Below are 19,207 nucleotides of genomic sequence, written 5' to 3'. Positions count from 1 at the left end.
GGACGGGCGTAGGAACCCGAGTTCAAATAGGCGCTACAGCGCCCCTACCATTGCAGGCGCTTTTTTCATGCCTGTAATGCGTCGTTATGGCGGCTGTGCGTGGGCACGCTTCGGCGTGGCCGGTTTCCTATTTGGCCGGTTTCCTACCCCGCGTACGGTCGCCACCCAATCCCGTAGGAAGGATCGTGGTGACTCCAAGCATCAAATAGGAGTCTTACCCATGGCCAACCAAAGCCAAGGTGCGTACACGCACACCCAAATTTCCCCCTCGCATATCGCTACCGCGCTAATCGGTGCAAAACTGATTGCCTACCGTGTGAACCGTAAGCCTGAACAGCTTCACCAGTTGTTAGGCATGGCTCGCATGGCCTGCGCACTTAACGCCCTTTCTTACCAAGAACACGACCAACTTCTCATCGAGCTTGAACGCCTGTGCGTCGAGGAAGTGGGTAATGCCTAATTCACCCATTACCCCACGCCTTGAAGATGCGCTTTGCCTTACCGAGGCCGAGTGCCTACTGATCGACCCCCGCGCTAAACAAGAGGATCTGTTCGATCAGTGTGAAACCCGCTTGGAAGCGGCAAGTAACTTAATGATGACGCTCAGCACCTTAGATGCCCCTGGTTCTTGTGCCGATGTGCAAGATCTAGCCCATGTGGCGCTTTCTTGCCGACTATTGCTCGCTGATTCACTCGATCTCTTTCTCGCTGCACGTCAGCTTTCAAGACGCAAAGTAACGCCTGCCAGGAAGGGGGGCGCACATGGCTAAGACGACCGTTCAAAAAATCCAGCAGGTCGCGGCGGTTGCACTGAACAGCGCTGAAATCTTGTTGGCTGAGTGGCTGCCCGATGGGCAGCGCCAGGGGAGTGAGTGGGTAGCCAGTAACACGGCCCGCGCCGATGCCTGCCCCGGCTCGTTTGGTGTGTCGCTCGTTTCTGGCAAGTGGAACGACTTTGCTGACCAAGACGCCCACGGCGGGGATCTGGTATCCCTGCTGAGCTACCTACGTAACTGTCGGCAAGTCGACGCCGCTAGGCTGATCGATGAACAGCTTGGGCTAGGCATTTTTCAACGTGCAGGCGCGTCTAACGCGCCGCTACCCAAGTCCTACGATGTGCCCACCAAAACCCAGCTTCGCCAGCAGGCAGACGCCGAGCGCCTAGCTTTGCAGGAGCGCGCCGCCCAGGCGGCAAAACGGCTTTGGCATGCGGCAGGCCCCGCCGACCCTGCACACCCTTACTTGGTGGAAAAGGGGATCGAGCCTTACCACCTTCGCCAATCCGCACAGGGCCAACTTCTAGTGCCGCTGTACGCGGATGGGCAACTGGTCAATGTGCAGTGCATCGACCAGCAAGGCCACAAGCGGTTTTTGAAAGGTGGCCGAGTACGGGGCGCTTATGCGCCCCTTGGCAAGGTGCAGGCAGGCCACCAGCTTTTTATTTGTGAGGGCTGGGCCACTGGCGCAACCCTTCACGCCCACACCCGCGAGCCGGTGGCGTGTGCCATGAACGCGGGCAACCTAGCCGCCGTGGCCGAAACCCTACGCGAACGATACGACGCTCTGGATTTAGTGATAGCCGGGGATGACGACCGCTTAACCCCCGGCAACCCAGGCCGCACCGCTGCTAATGCGGCGGCGCTGGCAGTGGGTGCCCTGGTGCTATTTCCCACATGGCCACAAGACGCCCCCACCACACTCAGCGACTTTAACGACTTGGCTCGCTGGTATCGCCAGCAAAGGAACGCCACATGAGCGAGCAAACAACACGCGAACAGCAAGCGCACCTTGCCCTGGTGGGCAAGCCGACCGCGCCCAAGATCGACACCTTAGAGCGCCCCAGCTACGCCGTGTACGAAGGGCCAACCATGGTTGAAGGCAAGCAATACCGGGCGGGCACTTGGTATCACGGCATCAAGCACACCAACAGCGACGAGGCAGGCCAGCCGTTTGATCTATGGCTATGCGCGCCGCTGTACGTCAAAGCGGAAACGATCAACAGCGACGATGGCAGCGTTGGCCGCCTGTTGCGCTTCAAGCACCGCGGCCACGCCATTGAGTACGTCATGCCCATGGAAGCCCTAGCAGGCAAAGGGGAGGAGGTGCTGAAAGCCTTGCTACGCCAAGGGCTAGAGGTGGATTACCACCAGCGCCGCTATGTGCCTGCCTACATCGCCAGCCACCACGGCTTAACACGCATTCTAGCCACCACCACCAAGCCAGGGTGGCACGAGCGAAGCGGGGCCTTTGTGCTGCCGAGTAGGATTTTAGGCGGTGAAGATGTGCGCTATCAGGATAGCGGCAAGGGCGCGCTGCTGTTTTCAGAGCGGGGCACCTTGGAAGGCTGGAAAAGCGAGCTGGCTTACTACTGCCAGGGCAACCCGGTGCTGATCCTTTCCGTTTGCTGCGCACTAGCAGGCCCGCTGCTTTCAAAAGTAGGCGTGAATGGTGGCGGTGTTCATCTGGTGGGCGACTCCTCAAGCGGTAAATCACTCGCCCAGGCACTCGCCGCCACGGTATGGGGCGACCCCAGCCGCTTTGCCGCCTCTTGGGATATGTCGCGGGGCGGTATCGAGATCGAGGCATCGTCACGCAATGACACGGTGCTGATTCTGGACGAGATCAAGCGCGCCGACCCCAAGCGGGTTCAAGAAATGGCCTACGCCATCGCCAACGGCACCGGCAAGGGCACCATGACCCGCGAACGAGAAGGGCGGCCCAAGCTGTATTGGCGCGTTTTGGCGCTTTCCAGTGGGGAACGATCGCTTACAGAACACGCCGCCATTTCTGGCAATGCCGCCCATGCCGGGGCAGAGCTGCGCATGGTAGATGTGAACGCAGGCACCCGCACTTATCGCGCCTTTGACGACGTACACGGCATGAGCGGGGCCGCATTTCATAGGAAGCTGACAACAGCGACCGCGCACCACTACGGCATGGTGGGGCCTGCGTTCGTGGAGCGCTTGATTAAAGAGACTGATCCCGACGTTTTCTATCAGCGCTTTGCAGAGGTGCGTGATGCTTTTCCAGCGGAGGGACCGCAAGCGGGCAGGGTAGCGGATCGTTTCGCCATTATCGCGCTGGCAGGAGAGATAGCCGTTAGTTACGGGCTTTTACCCTGGAAGCCCGACGATGCCGCGAGTGCCTGCCGCCAACTGTTTGAGGAGTGGTTACTTACGGTCGGTGACGGTAACGCCGAAGATCGTCAAATACTTAGCGCGCTATCGGATTTTATCGCTATGCACGGTGACAGCCGCTTTTCCGACATCGCCGCTACCTTGCCTAATCCCAACGTTAAGCACCGTGCCGGTTACTACGAAATAGAGGGCTTAAAACGCTTCTACCTGTTTAACCGCGCTTCACTGAGCGAGGCCGCCTCAGGCTATGGCCGAGAGCGGGTGATACGCACCCTGGAAACCTACGGTGTGTTGGCCAAAGTGGATTATGGTCGCAACCAGAAAAACTACCGCCTGCCAGGAGGAGGGAGCACGCGCTTTTTCGTCATTGATCCCGACAAGCTGGAGACAGAGCGGAGGAACCCATGAAAAACCAGGCGTTATGGGCGAATTCTGGCGCTCTCTCCCTATCCGTTGCCGTTTCAAAAATAGCGGCTACAGGTGGCAGCCTACAAGGCACTGAAAATAATAGGCTTTATGGCTGTTGCCTTGTTGCCGCCTTTTTCGAGTGTCAGAGAGAGGAATTATATAGAGGGGAAATTCACGCCTGCCAGGAAAGAGGAGTTTCGGCCCATAAGCTCAAGAACCTAACTACGCGTGAACCTAGTTTCTATGGCAACAGTGGCAACAAGGCAACGGCCAGCAACCACGCGGGTTCTAGCGTTGCCTTAGTAATAAGAGAGGTGGCAACAATGGCAACACATATCTTTATATACCTATGTAGTTGTGTGTCTGTTGCCATTTCAAAAAACCGTGGCAACAGTGTTGCCACTAAAAAAGATATTAAAATCAGTAGATTAGACGCTGTTGCCTTGTTGCCACGATTTTTGCGACCTAGAGGGTGGAAACACACAGGTGACAGGATTCTGTTCGTACTGCGAACAACTTCAAGCGATCTAGTGACGCCGACCCCTTTCCCTTCCTGGCAGGCGTTTTTCACCCAGTTAAACATTTCCCGTTGGTGGGGCATTGGCTCCACTTTTTCACCCTGCACCCCAACCGCCCAATGGAGGGCCTGATGAACCAACCAGCCGCTAACACTCAGCCCATTAGCAACAAGAGCGACGCCGAAACTATGAACGCACCTACTCAGCCAGTGAAAAAAGACGTTGGAAAGCCACGGTTTCTGCAATACATGGAAGTGCCCAGCCAATACGGTGAAGTGGATGAGCAGACCCTGCGAGACCGCATACCTCCTTTGCGTAAGGCTTACCTAAACCGCCGTGAGCGGCTAGAAACGGCCACCCGAGAATTAGAACGTTTGCGTAAGGCTGTCAGCGCTCTGGAAGCCCAAGAGAAAGAGACTGACGCATCATGGCGGCGTGATTTCTTGAATGGCTTTGGTAAACAAAGCAAGGCGGTTCGTGACCAGTTAAAGCAAAAGGCCAACTGGCAGATAGAGGCTGAGCAGCAGCGTGAAATGATTGAACTGTTAGAGCCACAGGTAGCGTGGCTCAGGGTACATACCCACTATGCCAGGATTGAATTTGGTAGTGCCCAGGGGCATCTATATCACTACGTAGCACACAAAACCATGCTGGCAGTGGCAAAGGAGTTCGCTGAATCAGATATCGCGGAAAAGCTATATGAAACGCTCCCCGCTCTGTTTTCCAGGATCGAGATTGAGCTTAGCAACCGAGACCTTAACAGCCAGCAGCTAAAGCGCCTGCAATACGCGGCTATCGGTGAGTTGTTGTTGAGCTATCGTCCTGAGAAGCTGCCTAAAATTCAGGTTGACGACGCCGAGAAATATCCCAAGATGGATTTTGAAGCCGATCCCAGCGAGTTCCGTTCTTTCCTTGGCGTCAGAAAGCGCGTTACCGACGCTGAAGAAAAAATGGATATCATCCCTAACCTAGAGGAGATCGACAAAGCCTAAGTGCTAAACCGCTTCGCTACCACCAGCCCCGCCACTGGCGGGGCTTTCTCGTTGCATGGCACGAGTGAGGCTTACAGCGGCACACAGCGGCCATATGGCACGGTTGCCAGGTGGGAGGCCCCCAGACCGCTGCACCCCACGGCGTGTTGTCCCCCACACGTCTGCGGGAGAGACGCATGTGCTAATTTATAGCTATTATTTTTTGGAGAAAAAACAGCAATGGAAGTCACTATCGGTAATGATTCTGAATTGATCAGGCAGGCTCAAGGTATTCGTTATCAGGTGTTTACACGTGAACAGCAGATTCCTGCAGAGCTGGAACTGGATGGACTGGATGAGGAATCATTCCACGCGCTGGTAACGGACAATGGTGAACCCATTGCAACGGCCCGGCTAACGGTGAAAGAAGACGGCTCTTCTACCATGGCCAGGATAGCGGTCAGTGAGGTATGTCGAGGAATGGGCGTCGCTTCGAAAGTTGTCCAGGCAATGATGCAATATGCGCAGGAGTTAGGTGTCACTTCCATTGAGATCCATGCCCACACTTACCTTAGAGATTACTATGAAAGGTTTGGATTTGAGTTCATCAAGGAAGTAGAAGTCGTTGGCGAACATCAACTGATTGAAATGCGGTATCAGACAGCGCATTCATAACCAAACATTCAAGGTCGCTCTAGCGGCAGTTTTGTCAGTCATAGGCGTTCGCCCTAACCGCGACTTACGGCGCGCTATCGCTTCGCAGCTCTGAAGAGAATATCCGTGGCCGCCAGCACACCGTGCTAAGTAAGGACGCTGCATTGTCGAAAGAAGCTGGTATGTGGACAACGCCCCGCCTTTTTGCGGGGCGTTGTCGTGTTAGGCGAGGGAGAGGAGGGCGGAAGGTGAGCCAGCCTTGTGCGAGCGCCTACAGGGCTTAATGCGGCGATGTTGCCAACCATTCGCCCCCACACCGACCGCGACCCACGCCGCGCTGTCGACACCCCGCCCCGCCCGCGCGCTAAATGTAGTGGTTTTTATGCACCCCTGCACCCGCCGCCAAGCCGCGCCACTGCTGGGCTGGCTGGTCAAAAATGGGTGCATGGAAATCATGCGAATTCATGCGGAATTATGCACTTCCAACAGGCAAGAGGCAGAGATATATCCTAAAGCCAGGCCACAGGCTGGCCGATAGCTTAGAAAGACATTCCTGATAAGACCCTGTAGAGCCGAGGCCTTCCATCGCAGGGTGGCCTAAAGTCGCAGCTAAACAGGTTGCACAGGCGTAAGGGGATGGGCAATACTGCTAAAAATAATTAAAGGGGAGCGGGGGCTTTGAGTATCAATTCTGCTTGAGGGCTGGGGTTGCAAAACACTAGCAACCGTAGGTGGTGCCGATGGTCGATGTAATTGTTTGATTACAGAAGCTTGCAGTTCTTCTTGTTCAGTAACCTTTACACCCCAACTACACAGCTACTATCGACCCTGAGCGGACATCCTTGGAAATGTACCAGGAGCGATAATTTTGCTAGAACTGCTAGTTTAAATTAATAATCCAAAATGGCATAGGCTTGAATGAATATGGAAGGTTGCATTTTTCGGCAAAAAGTACCAGCACGTTCATTCATAATAAACGCCGTCTAATACGTTTTAATTTTTCAAGGAGGCTCAGTTGAGCGCAGAGAGTAAATATCCAACTCCAGCAGAGTTTTTAATCAAGGTTCCCCTTTATGAAAAGGTAACTTATGCTGACGAAGATTTAGATCAGGGATTAATGGTTCGATATTTTAGCGATACATTTGATTCATATTGTCCATCTTGTAATTCGCATAGTATTTTTGTACCTGTTGGTAATTATAATCACTATTCACATTATGAATCATATGTTTGGGTTGGCTTTGGCTTTTTTGATGTTACTGTTAAATGTACACGTAACAATGACCACAAATTAGTTTTTAAATTCTATGTTGAAGAAAGCACTATACAAAAAATCGGACAAATACCTTCTATTGCAGATTTAAACCTCTTTGATGTTAAGAAGTACTCTAAAGTATTGAGTAAGCATTATTTTAATGAGTTTACAAAGGCAATTGGTTTGGCGTCCCATGGTGTTGGTGTTGGCTCTTTTGTATACTTGAGGCGTATATTTGAATTTCTTATCGAAGAGGCACACCTTAAAGCAAAGGATGAAGATTCTTGGGATAATGAGATATATGCTAGAGCAAGAATGAGTGAAAAAATTGAGCTTCTTTCCGACGAGCTACCGGAATTTCTGGTCGAAAACAAATCTATCTATTCAATTTTAAGTAAAGGTATACATGAGCTAAGTGAGCAAGAGTGCTTAACTGCATTTCCCGCAATGAAAGTAGGGATCGAATTAATTCTAGATGAAAAACTAGAAATCATAGAAAAGAAAATAAAACTTCAGGAAGCCAAAAAAGCAATAGCATCTTTGAGTAGTGGTGTTTAAACATAACAATGTGCTGCTGCCGTAAAATTTTTCCGCTGCGCTCCAAATTTTACGCAGAGCGCGGCGTTAAAAGGCAATCAAGCTATGAGCGATTTTCAGGACGGGGATGCTATGTCAATAAAGAATATACAAAAACTAAAGCAATTCGGTATCTTTCAGAATCACACGAACACTAACACCAGCGATTTTGGGAAATACAACCTATTTTATGGCTGGAATGGTAGCGGTAAATCTACGCTTTCAAGTGTATTCAATTGCATCGAAAATAAATCTCGTTCGGTAAATTTTGCTTCTTCTGAGTTCACTATAAATATTGACGGAGGTGATGCGATTACAGAAGCTAATGTGGCCGAATCTGATCTAAACATCTACACCTTCAATAATGATTTCATTGACAAAAATATTTCATGGAATAGCGTTGTCAAAAGTATTTTACTTGTTGATAAAGCTAAAATTGAAGAACGTGAAAAACTTGAAGAGCTGAAAAAGGCACAGAAGGCAGATTCTGAAGCGCATAGCAAAGAAGTTGAAGCAATTAACAAACTGGATCGCAGTATTGCAAAGTTCGAATCTGATAGTGCGCGACACATGAAGACAAGTCTTCAGAGTATTGATACAGCTGACAATTATTATCTGAACTATGATAAGCGCAGATTTGAAGCTTGTGTCACCAGAAATCTTGAAGCAATGAAAACAGATACCCCGCTTCTCAATGAAGGAAAAATCATTGAACTAACTAATGCCGCGAAACCTAATCAAAAGAACCCAATTAGCTTTATTCCACAGACTATCAATCAGGAAACTTTCAAAAAAGCGAAAGAACGCCTTGATGATCTTTTAAAGACCAGTGTGATCAGTAAAACAATTCAGCGACTTGTTGAGCATGGTGACATAAAGTCCTGGGTTGAAGCAGGTCTTGATCTTCACAAGCGCCATAATAGTAATGAGTGTGAATTTTGTGGAAATACCATTACTGAAGAACGTACCAAACAACTTGAAGCCCATTTCAATGACGATTATAAAGCCTTTCAAGATAGGCTTTTGAATGCTGATGGTTGGCTTGCCTGTCAATATATTAAATCCTCATCGCTACCAGCGGTAAACGACTTTTACGAAGAATTCAAAAAAGAATTTATAGAAGCCTGCACCGCCCTAGAAAAAGCTACCACAGAACTAAACGAAGAAATATCAGCTTGGCACACCATCTTGAATGAAAAAACAGTAAACCCACTTGATACTAGTCTTACTGTTGAGGCCATCAAAGGATCTTCGATAAACGCTTTCAACGATGCTATGACAGCAATTGACGCAGCTGTTGGAAAGCACAACCATAAGTCAAAAAACTTCAAAGAAGAAACAGATAAAGCGAAGAAAAAACTTGAGCTTCACTATGCAACCACTGAAGTAAAATCTTTCGACTATCACCGCAAGAAAAAAGAAGTAGATAACCGAACTGACGAGAATAGCAAATTAAAAGTAACCGTAGCCAATCGAGATACGGAAATTAAAGCCCTTGAAAATTCGTTATCAAATGAAAGCTTAGGTGCTGATGAATTTAACGAATCACTTCATAAGTTCCTTGGTCGAAGCGAGCTAACCCTTCGTTTCAATCCAGTCAAAAAAGGTTATGAAATACTGCGGAATAATTCCGTCCCGGTAGAAGGGAACTTGAGTGAAGGTGAAAAAACAGCCATTGCGTTTGTTTACTTTATAACCAAGCTAAAAGAAAATGATAACAAGATGGAAAAGACTATTGTTGTTGTAGATGATCCGGTATCAAGCTTTGACTCGAATCACTTGTTTCATGCGTATTCGTTTCTTCGTAGTAATTGTGACAAGGCAAAACAATTATTTGTATTTACGCACAGTTTTACCTACTTCAAATTAATCCGTGATTGGTTCGAAGGTGTAAACCGTAACAGAAGAAGAAAGAACCCACCAAAATATCCTAATGCGTTATTTTACACAATTGAAGCGTCGACAAATGCGCCACGCCAATCAACTTTCAGAGATGCTGACTCTAGTCTGGTTAATTACAATTCAGAATATCATTATATATTTTCAAAGCTGCATGCATACAAAGACAATCCTGCATTGTCACGCGACGAGGCTTTTTTAACTGCAAACCTTGCAAGGAAACTGCTTGAATCATTTTTTAGCTTTAAGTACCCAAAGCACAGAAGTGATATTGCACAGCTTATGGCTTGTGGTTTAAATGGTTGTGAAATCACAGATGAAGCCACTAAAGAAAAAATTTACCGATTTATCAACAAATATTCACATAGTGTTGTCATTGAAATAAATGAAGATTCGTCAGAAAATCTTGTTGGTGAGAGCCAAAATGTCATTGGAAATATTTTTACATGGCTACGAGAAGTTGATGAAATTCATTACAATGAAATGCTCGAGGTTATTGCATGATAAGTGATAAGGTGTATAACAATCCACTGTACTTGTAAGTTTTACTCTCTTCGCTCCCAATATTCCGTTGAGTGGAGCGTTAGCAGCCTGCGGATTAGGATTAACTCATGCAATACTGCGAATACGAAGAACAGATTCCTTGCTTAACTAACGATTACAATAAATTTGATAGTATATGTAACGCTGAATTAGCCTTCCCGATTTCTGCTGATGAGATAATCAATCATAGCGATTTTTGCATCATACTCCATCTAGATTTGATCGAAGAATCCCAGGATGATCTTCTTTCAGTTAATGAAATGCTTACTGGATTGAAGGATAAGACTGGTGTCTATCACTTATGGATTGAAAAGGGGCACTGCGAAGATCATGATATCCACTCAATGATTTGCGTCTATGTAGGGAAAGGACTTGCCCTAAAAAGGATTAAGCAGCATATAAAAGAGAAGTGGCCGGCCGAAGAGACCTTACATATTTCTTTCTATGAGTGTGAAAACAGGATTTCCAAATACTTGGAGCAATTATTCCTTGATACGTATCATTACCACTTAAATACTTCAGAAAACTGTGGAGAAGGTACTCTCTACGGCAGATGGAGTGCAGAGAGATATGATATTGGAACTGAGCTGCACACCCATGCAGATATATACTCCCGAAAAAATCCAGGGCTAGGCCTATAACAATATTAAATGCGATGCTCGAATCTAACGCTTGTGAAATGACAATAACATTCCCGTTCACTAAAATTCTACTTTTGTCCGTAGGTAGCACATACGTGCCAAAAGAATTACCAGTGATTGGTGTTATCTAGTTAAACGCTGTTCACGGGGTGCAGTTGGGGATGGTATACATGGTGGTATATTGCAATTTCTGTTTAAATATTTAGTGTTTTAAAATCATGTTGTTATGTAATTTTTTAGACTCCTGCCAGGGTGAGGCACCCGCGGATGGCGGCGGAACGACGCCCAGTGGCATCCAACCAACACTGCCTGCAAGAGCCAAACCCTGCCACCGCGGCAAATGGAGTATGTTCCGAGCCTGGACGACCTGGATAGTGCCCAAGCCTAATCCAGCCATTCTGTAGCGTATGACCAACGCCCCGCCAATGTGCGGGGCGTTGGTATGTTAGGGCTAGGAATCCAAGCTCTGGCTGTCGCCCACCCGTTCAAGCGGGAGAGACGCATGTGCTACTTTATATCTATTATTTTTTGGAGAAAAAACAGCAATGGAAGTCACTATCGGTAATGATTCTGAATTGATCAGGCAGGCTCAAGGTATTCGTTATCAGGTGTTTACACGTGAACAGCAGATTCCTGCAGAGCTGGAACTGGATGGACTGGATGAGGAATCATTCCACGCGCTGGTAACGAACAACGGTGAACCCATTGCAACGGCCCGACTAACTGTGAAAGAAGACGGCTCTTCTACCATGGCCAGGATAGCGGTCAGTGAGGTATGTAGAGGAATGGGCGTCGCTTCGAAAGTTGTCCAGGCAATGATGCAATATGCGCAGGAGTTAGGTGTCACTTCCATTGAGATCCATGCTCACACTTACCTTAGAGATTACTACGAAAGGTTTGGATTTGAGTTCATCAAGGAAGTAGAAGTCGTTGGCGAACATCAACTGATTGAAATGCGGTATCAGACAGCGCATTCATAACCAAACATTCAAGGTTGCTCTAGCGGCAGTTTTGTCAGTCATAGGCGTTCGCCCTAACCGCGACTTAGGGCGCGCTATCGCTTCGCAGCTCAGAAGATAAGATCCGTGGCCGCCAGCACACCGCGCTAAGTAAGGACGCTGTATCGGCAAAAGAAGGTGGTATGTGACCGGCGCCCCGTGGCGCCCAAGCAACGCCACCTGCACGAACCAACCACGACACCGCTTCGCGCTGCTCCCGCGGGTGCGCTTCGCTTACCACGCGCTACTCGATCTCGCGTGCACATGAAGATGGGGTTTCCAAGGCCGTGTGCACGTTACACTTCCTCTTCAAGGCAGCTATCAATCCAAAGCGGATATGGCGACAAAGGCAGCGGGAATGCTGCATGCGCTATGATTGGTATTATGTAACCGAATCATGGTGTTATGTATTCTTTGGTGGATGTTTTGGTATACGGAAAACTCCAGCATTTGAACTCGATCCCTTGGATGGCGGACATTTCAAGCTGTGGTATATCTAATACGGTCACTGTGGCATAAAAAAAACCGCTAATGCGGGGCTGAATAATTAAGTGGCCTGACTCATCAAGCTCTCATAAGGGATTCGAAGCCCCTCATGCAGGTTTTTGATCATGCGAAGGCTGAGTTTGCGCTTACGGTTCAGCACCTCTGACACTCGGCCGCTCGAGCCGATGTATGCTTCAAGATCACGCGGCGTTAGGCCCTGCTGCTCCATGCGGAATTTGATCGCCTCAATAGGATCAGACGGCCCGATGGGGTAGTGTTTATCCTCGTATTTCTCTATGAGGATTGAGAGCACTTCGATTTCGTCCGCTTCAGGAGTGCCTGTCTCAGCAGCCCAAAGCTCTTCAAGACGAGCAAATGCGCGGTCAAGATCGGCATCATTATGGATAGGCTGGATGTTCATTATATTGTCTCCGCATCGACTTTATCGTACTGGGCGTGGGTGCCAACAAAACGAACCCAAGCAATTTGCTGCTCATACCGAATGGAGAGTATGACTCGGTACTTGTTACCACCGATATTGAAAACAACCCTGCCACCTTTAAGGATGCTGGCGGTTCCAATGTCGGCCTTCAACTGTTGTGGCGTTTCCCAGGATGCTTTTAGCATCATGTTGTACCACTCGGTTAATGGGGTCTTGGCGTCGTCATAGCCCTGCTCCCAAAACTCTTTCAGTGTGCGCTTTGCTATGACTCTCATGCTTTCTCCCATTTTGGGATATTTTGGGTTCTCCTGTTTTGGGAGTCAAGCTCTATTTTAACAAACTGGCACCACCCCACCCTTTAGAGCCAAGATCGGTTAGAGCGCCCGTAGAGGCGTGCCGACAAATACTTTAAGGGAATCCAATGGCGCCGGAAGCAGATCCGTCTTATATCGATATACCGCTCAATATATATTTTTCGACCAAAAATCCCGTACCGATACAGCGAATAGCGAACTCGCTGCTAGCATTAGATCAGCTATCCAAGCGATTTCCTGAGCTTATCGCCGAGCTAACCGGCGTCGATCTAGGGAAAGATAAAGTAGGGATATTAAGCCTATCTCAAGCTGGGCCAGCTTCCTCAAAAACCTCATGTTGCTGGCGCGGTTTAACCGCCGCATGTTGATGAATGTTGAGATTGCTTAGGCCGCCAACCTGGTGTTCTCAACTGCACTGGTGCCGGTTTCCACCAGATCGCCAGTATCCGCCTCCTGGTATCCATGGCGGTATCCATCAGATGGCTAGTTAACACGAAGGGTGAACAGCCAGCACTGTTAACTAAATGTAGGCACGAATTTTCTTACGAGCGAAAAGTACGAATCGGTACGCAGCTTGGTACGCACGATAGGTGCGCAGCTAGAAGTGTGTCCGGGCGCATGACGACGTGTTTAGGCTAAATATGTAGCCCGTCATTTGACTTGTTGTGCAGATGGATTCAACATATTTTTGTACGTGATTTCAGTTATTTTTTACATAATTTTTTTTAAGTTTATGTTTTTTAGTATTTTTTATTCATTTTTTTGAGATAAAATTTTAGGGGATTTGAGATAATGAGTGACCCTGCTTCATTTCATCATCATGACCTGGTGCTTCTAAATCCATCCTTCGATTCACCTCTCGTCGATGTACTGACTGAGCTTGAGTACCTTAGGAGGCTTCAGCTTGGTGGGAGTACGCCAGCACCTACATTTTTTCAGCTTAAAAATATTTTCCATATATTGGAAAGCTTGGGATCGGCAAGAATTGAAGGTAACCACACTACGCTGGCTGATTATGTGGAAAGCACTTTAGAGGGTACGCAACGTTCGAGTGATCACTTGAGCGAGATAGCTAACATCGAAAGGGCTATGTCATACATTGAGGAAGAGCTGGAACCTGATTATCCCATATCAGAACATTTTATAAGAGAGTTACATCAACTTGCAGTAGATGGCCTTGAGCGAGAAGGCGATGAAACTCCAGGTGCTTACAGAACAGGTCAAGTCAGAATAGCCAAGTCTAGCCATCTTCCTCCAGAGCCATTTCGGGTCGGAGAGTACATGCAAGAGCTGGTTAACTTTATAAATAATAGCGATCAACAAAAATACGATCTTATGAAAGTAGCTTTAGCCCATCATCGATTTGGGTGGATACATCCATTCACCAATGGAAATGGGAGAGTAGTTCGCTTATTAACCTATGCATTGATGATAAAATATGGCTTTAACGTTTCGATGGGCAAGACGGTCACAGGCCGTGTGCTCAACCCGACGGCTGTTTTTTGCAATGATCGAGAACGCTATTATGAAATGCTATCGCTTGCTGATTCAGGCTCCCCAAAAGCACTACATAACTGGTGTGTATACGTTTTGCAAGGGGTTCTAGATGAGCTGAAAAAGCTGGATAAGCTTTCAGACTATACATTTTTGAAAGAGAATATTTTGTGGCCAGCGCTAGAGCATGCCCGAGAAAGAGAGCTGATAACGGCACAAGAGAAAGATATTCTAAATTTGGCTATTGAAAGACAAATTGTTAAAGCAAGCGACCTTGCTTCTGTAATGAAGGGCTCAAAATCCCCTCAAAGAACATACCAAGTACGAAAGCTTGTTGAAGCTGGAATGCTTAGGCCTATAGCTGAAGGGGCTCGACAATATACGATTGGTTTTGATAATAGCTTTCTAGTCAGAGGTGTCATAAAAGCTCTGTCTGATAATGGATTTATTCCACCTCAAGTTGAAGGGCTCTAAGGGATAGTGAGTGCCTTTGAAGCAAGTGTTGAGTAGTAACGGCCTTTACTTTCACCTTAATCCTAAGGCTGCAAGGAAAATCTGCTTCTAAATTAGTATAGCGCTGGCACTTAAAGCTGGAATCTCGGCTTGGAGCTAGCGCCAGCGCTATTTGCTTGAATATCCAGCCTGTTCCCGCCGTTCCCACTATTCTCGGTCAAAATAGACAGTCGCGAGTAAAAGCTTGCTCTCGCATGATGATTTTTACCATCTGAGCAATTTTGCGCCCGTTGCTGATGCCATTATTGTTGCATGGTTATGAGGCCTGGCTGCTAACAATCTAGAGACGTGCTGCGAGCATTCCCGTCTATACTGCGCTGGCACATAATAACTAAAGGGAATAGTCATGACCGTGCGAGTAATCATATTAGTGCTGGCGCTATGCTTCTCTGGAGCCTTGAGTGCTGAACAGCCACTAGATAGCTATGGCGGCTGGATTGGACAAGCAGACCTTCAAGTTGGCAATGAGGAAGCAGAGTGCACCTTATCGTTTGACGCGATCCCTGATGAGCTGACTATAGTCCAAGGCGGCTGTTGTCGTGTTTGTCGAAAGGGTAAAGCTTGCGGTAACTCTTGCATTAACCGCAACTATACTTGTCGTCAGCCAAGAGGGTGTGCCTGCGATGGGTGAGAGAAGCGCCAGTGTCGACGCCGGTGCTATAAGTCCGTAAAGGAGGTGCAGACAACCTTCATTGGCGTTGACAGCATGGTCTAATGGTGGCCTTAGCTAGGAAGCAGCTTCCTCATTTGGGCCAGCAGCGCTTTCACCTTGCGCTGCACGTCAAGGCACCTCATCCGGAGAGACCTTGAGGCCTTCATTCGCTTAGTTTGTGTAAGCTCCCTCACCGCTCGCACTTTCGCAACATACCTAAAGCAGTACCTAGCATAGAGGATGACAAAGCAGCTTGATAAGACCACGGCAATAGTCGCCCAAATTTTGTCGGAAGTGGCCATGCTGTCAGGGCTTCCATATAGCCAGCGTAGGCCCGGCCCTATCATCAGATACCAGCCTAAGGACAAAGCTATATAGATAATGAAAAGCACCGCCTCGGTGCTGTCGAGCTTCCATCTTGGTCGCTTGTGCCGGATCTTGCCTGACGTCTTATCTATCCCGACTTCATCATGCGCTAGCGCCAACAAGTCAAGGGCATCAGCTCTTGGGTGATGACTTAGTACCGCCCACACCAGAGCGCCATTGACGCTTTGTCCAGAATAGAGGTGGAAAAGCCGCTTCAGCGTCCTTTGAAGCCCTTCCTCAAGCGCAGCCTGAGAGCGATAGTCAGCTCCGAAGTCTACGATCCTCACCATTACATTCATCTTGATCGCGCTTCGACTCAGCTTATGTCCGCGCCAATGCGAGATAAACGCCACAGCTACACCTAGTATAGGTACTGCCATTATTAAACTTCCGATGATGCTGCCGCCCATTCAGATGCCCTCTTAAAATTAAGACCGTCTCATTCTTTCAATGTGTTCTCAGCAAAGAGCTGATATGAAGACTACCGAGGCGTCAACTCGACAGCCCCTTTGGCAGTCTCGATTCGTTGATGAGCATTTGATTGACCTGAATGCCACCAAGGCATACTAGAGAGCTGCTTACTCTGCTCGTGGTAATGCCGCAGAAATTAACGCCATTCGCTTGCTCAGAAATACTCAGGTTCAAAAGGCTATTCAGAAAAGGATGAACCGGAGATCAGAGCGCCCCCGGTTGATGCCCCCTTAAACCTAGTCACCATCGTGGAAAATCGAGAAAAATACATCCAGCCAACTGATAAATGGTATGCGATAAGGTATGCGAAGATTTTTTATACTTTATTGAAGCTATATTAATCAATGGATTGATGGTTAGGTCTTGATCCTTCCAAGAACACCATATCACTCTCTTTAGTCTCCCCGGGTTACACCGGAGACCCGATAACTATGCGGATTTATCCCTGATAGCTGGCCTGTGACGACACCACACTAATCAATGATTTTGTGGTATGGGTAAGTGTGTGCTTTCAGGTAATAACTTTCTTCGCTTATATTCTTGAGTTGCTTTCGCAAGCTGAAAGCGATGAGGATTCATGCTCCCAGTACCAAGATCAGGCAAGCCTTTGCCGATGCATTTGATACGGTAGTTCTCGGTCGGCGGGGATTTACCAGCTTTAGGTGTGATGTTGACCGGTTCATTGAATCAGGGCAGGGGATCTATTGCTTGAATGGATGTTGGCCTGTGGAGTTGCGGCTAGCTGCATGCCAGAGCTTGAGCTTGAAAGAGGGGCTGGAGCTTACCTTTTTTCACCGACCTCCTTCGGCTGTCAACGTCAATGAAGGATGTCCGCATTTCATCACTCTAGATTGTCCCGTTTTTATCAGTGCTCTTTTATCGGAACAGCGTCAGGTTCGTTTGAGGTGGTGTCCTCCTTCGTCGTCGGTGTCGTCACTAAGCCAGCACGTCGTTTGTCCTTCAGTCGATAGCTCTCGCCTTTGATGTTCAGGGTGGTCGAGTGATGCAGTAGCCGATCCAAGATAGCCGTGGCAATGACCTGGTCGCCAAAGATCTCGCCCCAGTCCATGAACGATTTGTTCGAGGTGAGGATCGTACTGGCCCGCTCGTAACGCCGGTTGATCAAGCGGAAGAACAGACTGGCTTCTTCGCGCGTCATCGGCAGGTAGCCCATCTCGTCCAGTACCAGCACCTTCGGGTACGTCAGTTGCTGGAGCTGTCGATCCAGGCGGTTTTCCTGTCGGGCACGCATCAGCGTGCTGACCAGCCGGTCTAACGTCATGAACAACACCCGGTGGCCGGCTTCTGCCGCCTTCACCGCCAACGCCACGGCGAGGTGCGTCTTCCCGACGCCAGGCGGCCCGAGCAGCACGACATTTTCACTACGCTCGACAAAGCCCAGGCCAGCCAGCTCACGCACGATCTTGTGGTCGATGCTGGGCTGGAAGCTAAAGTCGAACTGCTCCAGGGTCTTGATCCACGGCAGTCGGGCCTGCTTCAGACGGGACTCCAGGCCCTTCTGATGACGCCCGCCCCATTCCTGCAACAGGGCCTGTTCCAAGAACTCGCGGTAGTTCAGGTCTTGCTTACTGGCGTGCTCACAGAGGCTGTCGAGCGACGCCTGAAGGTGCTCCATCTTCAGGCGATCAAGTAGCTGTTCCAGGGCCATCACAGCACCTCCTCGTAGACGCTCAGGTCACGCTGCTGCACGGAGAGCGTCTGCTGCCACAGGGCAGCATGATGTTCCGGCACGGTGTGCCAACCTGCTTGCGGGGCCTGTAGGCGGTGATAGGCGATGGTGTCACCGGCGGCGGTGTACACCGTTAGCTCATCGTCCAGGCTGAGCCGGATCACCACCGCCTGGCCGCAATAGCCGTCGGGCACGCTGTAGCGGTTGCCACGGACTTCGATGTAGCCGTCCCAGCCGACCTGGCGAAGGTCATGGTAGCGGGTATCGAAGTCGGTGGCCGGTAGCCCCTGAAGGGCCGTCGCTTCAGCCATAAAGCGCTCCAGCGGGATTTGCCGGAACTGCCGCAGTGGCCGCTGATCGGCCACGCGCTCCAGCCACAGCTGGAGCAGCTGGTTCAAGTGGGCGTAGCTCTCGAACGCCCGATAGCGCTGGAAGAAGTGCTGCTTTACGTAGCCCACCATGCGCTCGGTCTTGCCCTTGGTGCGCGGGCGTTGCGGGCGGCACGCCTTGGGCGCGAAGCTGTAATGGTTGGCCAGTTGCAGGAAGCCAGCGTTGAAGATCACGCGGTGGTCCCGGTCATGCTTGAGCACAGCAGCCTTCTGATTATCGACCAGTACGGTGCGCGGTACGCCGCCAAAATAACGGAAGGCCTGTACCAGCGCCTCGTAGGTATGCTCGGCATCTTGGCTAGGGGCCGCCCAGGCATGGAACCGCCGTGAGTAGCCCAAGGTATTAACCGCAAAATTGACCTTGCAGCGCTGACTAGCCACAACGGTCTCGGTCTCGCCCCAGTCATGTTGGAGCTGGAAACCAGGCGGGGTCTCGAAGCGGACGGTCTGCTTGCTGGGCCGCAACGACCGCTTGGGCTGGATATAGCGTCGCACCATGGTGCTGCCACCGGTGTAGCCCTGTTCACGGATCAGTTGGAAGATCACTTCGGCGTTCCAGACATTATCGGCCAGCAACTGATCGATGACGGGTTTGAAGGGATCCAGCTTGCTTGCTCGCAGCTTGGTCGGCCGCCCGGTGTGCGCCTCCTCACGGGCTAGATGGCGCCGCACGGTGCGTTCACAACAGCCAATCTGGTGCGCAATGTCCACGAGATGGGCGCCTCGCTGGTGAAGTTGCTTTATCATGAGAAAGTCCTCTCGGCTTAGCATGGCGCGATCTCTTGTGGTT

The 19,207-nt window shown here is 49.5% G+C and carries 17 protein-coding genes; 12 read left to right on the top strand and 5 right to left on the bottom strand.

Translation table 11 applies throughout. The features are described from left to right. Window positions 1-67 precede the first annotated feature (67 nt). The 11 genes from HZS52_RS20255 (at window position 68) to HZS52_RS20205 (ending at window position 11,582) form a co-directional block, all read left to right on the top strand. Window positions 68-460: a hypothetical protein gene (locus tag HZS52_RS20255; RefSeq protein WP_190373498.1), complete on the top strand. Its 393-nt coding sequence runs from the start codon at window positions 68-70 to the stop codon at window positions 458-460. Then, window positions 453-770, top strand: coding sequence for a hypothetical protein (locus HZS52_RS20250; protein WP_190373497.1), 318 nt, complete (start codon window positions 453-455; stop codon window positions 768-770). Before HZS52_RS20255 ends, HZS52_RS20250 begins: the two co-directional genes overlap by 8 nt. Further along, a complete protein-coding gene (locus HZS52_RS20245) occupies window positions 763-1,755 on the top strand; it encodes a toprim domain-containing protein (RefSeq protein WP_190373496.1) in 993 nt (330 codons plus the stop codon). The genes HZS52_RS20250 and HZS52_RS20245 overlap by 8 nt, the downstream gene beginning before the upstream one ends. Further along, a complete protein-coding gene (locus HZS52_RS20240; RefSeq protein WP_190373495.1) occupies window positions 1,752-3,545 on the top strand; it encodes a DUF927 domain-containing protein in 1,794 nt (597 codons plus the stop codon). The genes HZS52_RS20245 and HZS52_RS20240 overlap by 4 nt, the downstream gene beginning before the upstream one ends. Next, on the top strand, window positions 3,542-4,195 hold the full coding sequence (locus tag HZS52_RS20235; RefSeq protein ID WP_190373494.1) for a hypothetical protein: 654 nt from the start codon (window positions 3,542-3,544) through the stop codon (window positions 4,193-4,195). Before HZS52_RS20240 ends, HZS52_RS20235 begins: the two co-directional genes overlap by 4 nt. Then, on the top strand, window positions 4,195-5,055 hold the full coding sequence (locus tag HZS52_RS20230) for a hypothetical protein (RefSeq protein ID WP_190373493.1): 861 nt from the start codon (window positions 4,195-4,197) through the stop codon (window positions 5,053-5,055). The genes HZS52_RS20235 and HZS52_RS20230 overlap by 1 nt, the downstream gene beginning before the upstream one ends. A gap of 219 nt (window positions 5,056-5,274) precedes the next feature. Next, window positions 5,275-5,709, top strand: a complete 435-nt coding sequence (locus tag HZS52_RS20225; RefSeq protein ID WP_027958988.1) for a GNAT family N-acetyltransferase — start codon at window positions 5,275-5,277, stop codon at window positions 5,707-5,709. A gap of 994 nt (window positions 5,710-6,703) precedes the next feature. Continuing rightward, on the top strand, window positions 6,704-7,501 hold the full coding sequence (locus HZS52_RS20220; RefSeq protein ID WP_190373492.1) for a short-chain dehydrogenase: 798 nt from the start codon (window positions 6,704-6,706) through the stop codon (window positions 7,499-7,501). Between the two features lie 84 nt (window positions 7,502-7,585). Beyond that, the gene (locus tag HZS52_RS20215) at window positions 7,586-9,922 is read left to right on the top strand and encodes an AAA family ATPase (protein WP_223827976.1); all 2,337 of its coding nucleotides are present in this window, start codon (window positions 7,586-7,588) and stop codon (window positions 9,920-9,922) included. Window positions 9,923-10,029: 107 nt separating this feature from the next. Beyond that, window positions 10,030-10,602 carry a hypothetical protein gene (locus tag HZS52_RS20210; protein WP_190373491.1) on the top strand — a complete coding sequence of 191 codons (573 nt, stop codon included), beginning with the start codon at window positions 10,030-10,032 and terminating at the stop codon, window positions 10,600-10,602. Between the two features lie 545 nt (window positions 10,603-11,147). Continuing rightward, window positions 11,148-11,582 carry a GNAT family N-acetyltransferase gene (locus HZS52_RS20205; RefSeq protein ID WP_138800572.1) on the top strand — a complete coding sequence of 145 codons (435 nt, stop codon included), beginning with the start codon at window positions 11,148-11,150 and terminating at the stop codon, window positions 11,580-11,582. A 565-nt stretch (window positions 11,583-12,147) separates the two neighbouring features. Here HZS52_RS20205 and HZS52_RS20200 read toward each other — a convergent pair. Beyond that, entirely contained in the window at window positions 12,148-12,507 is a 360-nt protein-coding gene (locus tag HZS52_RS20200) for a helix-turn-helix domain-containing protein (protein WP_138800571.1), read from the bottom strand. Next, a complete protein-coding gene (locus HZS52_RS20195; protein ID WP_027958990.1) occupies window positions 12,507-12,803 on the bottom strand; it encodes a type II toxin-antitoxin system HigB family toxin in 297 nt (98 codons plus the stop codon). Before HZS52_RS20195 ends, HZS52_RS20200 begins: the two co-directional genes overlap by 1 nt. An 831-nt stretch (window positions 12,804-13,634) precedes the next feature. Between HZS52_RS20195 and HZS52_RS20190 the strand changes: the two genes are divergently transcribed. Then, window positions 13,635-14,810: a Fic family protein gene (locus HZS52_RS20190; protein ID WP_190373490.1), complete on the top strand. Its 1,176-nt coding sequence runs from the start codon at window positions 13,635-13,637 to the stop codon at window positions 14,808-14,810. Window positions 14,811-15,572: 762 nt separating this feature from the next. On the opposite strand, the gene HZS52_RS20185 is transcribed toward HZS52_RS20190, so the two are convergent. The 3 genes from HZS52_RS20185 to istA all read right to left on the bottom strand — a co-directional run bounded on the left by HZS52_RS20185 (window position 15,573) and on the right by istA (window position 19,188). Beyond that, window positions 15,573-16,277, bottom strand: coding sequence for a hypothetical protein (locus tag HZS52_RS20185; RefSeq protein ID WP_190373489.1), 705 nt, complete (start codon window positions 16,275-16,277; stop codon window positions 15,573-15,575). Window positions 16,278-17,203: 926 nt separating this feature from the next. After that, window positions 17,204-18,010 (bottom strand): IS21-like element helper ATPase IstB, encoded by an 807-nt coding sequence (gene istB, locus HZS52_RS20180; protein ID WP_141224426.1) that lies wholly within the window; start codon window positions 18,008-18,010, stop codon window positions 17,204-17,206. Continuing rightward, window positions 18,007-19,188, bottom strand: coding sequence for an IS21 family transposase (gene istA / locus HZS52_RS20175; protein WP_190372911.1), 1,182 nt, complete (start codon window positions 19,186-19,188; stop codon window positions 18,007-18,009). The genes istB and istA overlap by 4 nt, the downstream gene beginning before the upstream one ends. Window positions 19,189-19,207: the final 19 nt, after the last annotated feature.

The sequence above is a fragment of the Vreelandella titanicae genome, from assembly GCF_014697095.1.
GTDB classification, from domain to species: Bacteria; Pseudomonadota; Gammaproteobacteria; order Pseudomonadales; family Halomonadaceae; genus Vreelandella; species Vreelandella titanicae.
The sequence above is the reverse complement of the archived record's forward strand: the minus strand, read 5'-3'. Positions and strand labels throughout refer to the sequence as shown.

Bases quoted from the DNA above. Each gene is read 5' to 3' on its own strand.
- HZS52_RS20255 (WP_190373498.1), top strand. From the start codon at position 68: ATGCCTGTAATGCGTCGTTATGGCGGCTGTGCGTGGGCACGCTTCGGC.
- HZS52_RS20250 (WP_190373497.1), top strand. From the start codon at position 453: ATGCCTAATTCACCCATTACCCCACGCCTTGAAGATGCGCTTTGCCTT.
- HZS52_RS20245 (WP_190373496.1), top strand. From the start codon at position 763: ATGGCTAAGACGACCGTTCAAAAAATCCAGCAGGTCGCGGCGGTTGCA.
- HZS52_RS20240 (WP_190373495.1), top strand. From the start codon at position 1,752: ATGAGCGAGCAAACAACACGCGAACAGCAAGCGCACCTTGCCCTGGTG.
- HZS52_RS20235 (WP_190373494.1), top strand. From the start codon at position 3,542: ATGAAAAACCAGGCGTTATGGGCGAATTCTGGCGCTCTCTCCCTATCC.
- HZS52_RS20230 (WP_190373493.1), top strand. From the start codon at position 4,195: ATGAACCAACCAGCCGCTAACACTCAGCCCATTAGCAACAAGAGCGAC.
- HZS52_RS20225 (WP_027958988.1), top strand. From the start codon at position 5,275: ATGGAAGTCACTATCGGTAATGATTCTGAATTGATCAGGCAGGCTCAA.
- HZS52_RS20215 (WP_223827976.1), top strand. From the start codon at position 7,586: ATGAGCGATTTTCAGGACGGGGATGCTATGTCAATAAAGAATATACAA.
- HZS52_RS20210 (WP_190373491.1), top strand. From the start codon at position 10,030: ATGCAATACTGCGAATACGAAGAACAGATTCCTTGCTTAACTAACGAT.
- HZS52_RS20205 (WP_138800572.1), top strand. From the start codon at position 11,148: ATGGAAGTCACTATCGGTAATGATTCTGAATTGATCAGGCAGGCTCAA.
- HZS52_RS20200 (WP_138800571.1), bottom strand. From the start codon at position 12,507: ATGAACATCCAGCCTATCCATAATGATGCCGATCTTGACCGCGCATTT.
- HZS52_RS20195 (WP_027958990.1), bottom strand. From the start codon at position 12,803: ATGAGAGTCATAGCAAAGCGCACACTGAAAGAGTTTTGGGAGCAGGGC.
- HZS52_RS20190 (WP_190373490.1), top strand. From the start codon at position 13,635: ATGAGTGACCCTGCTTCATTTCATCATCATGACCTGGTGCTTCTAAAT.
- HZS52_RS20185 (WP_190373489.1), bottom strand. From the start codon at position 16,277: ATGGGCGGCAGCATCATCGGAAGTTTAATAATGGCAGTACCTATACTA.
- istA (WP_190372911.1), bottom strand. From the start codon at position 19,188: ATGCTAAGCCGAGAGGACTTTCTCATGATAAAGCAACTTCACCAGCGA.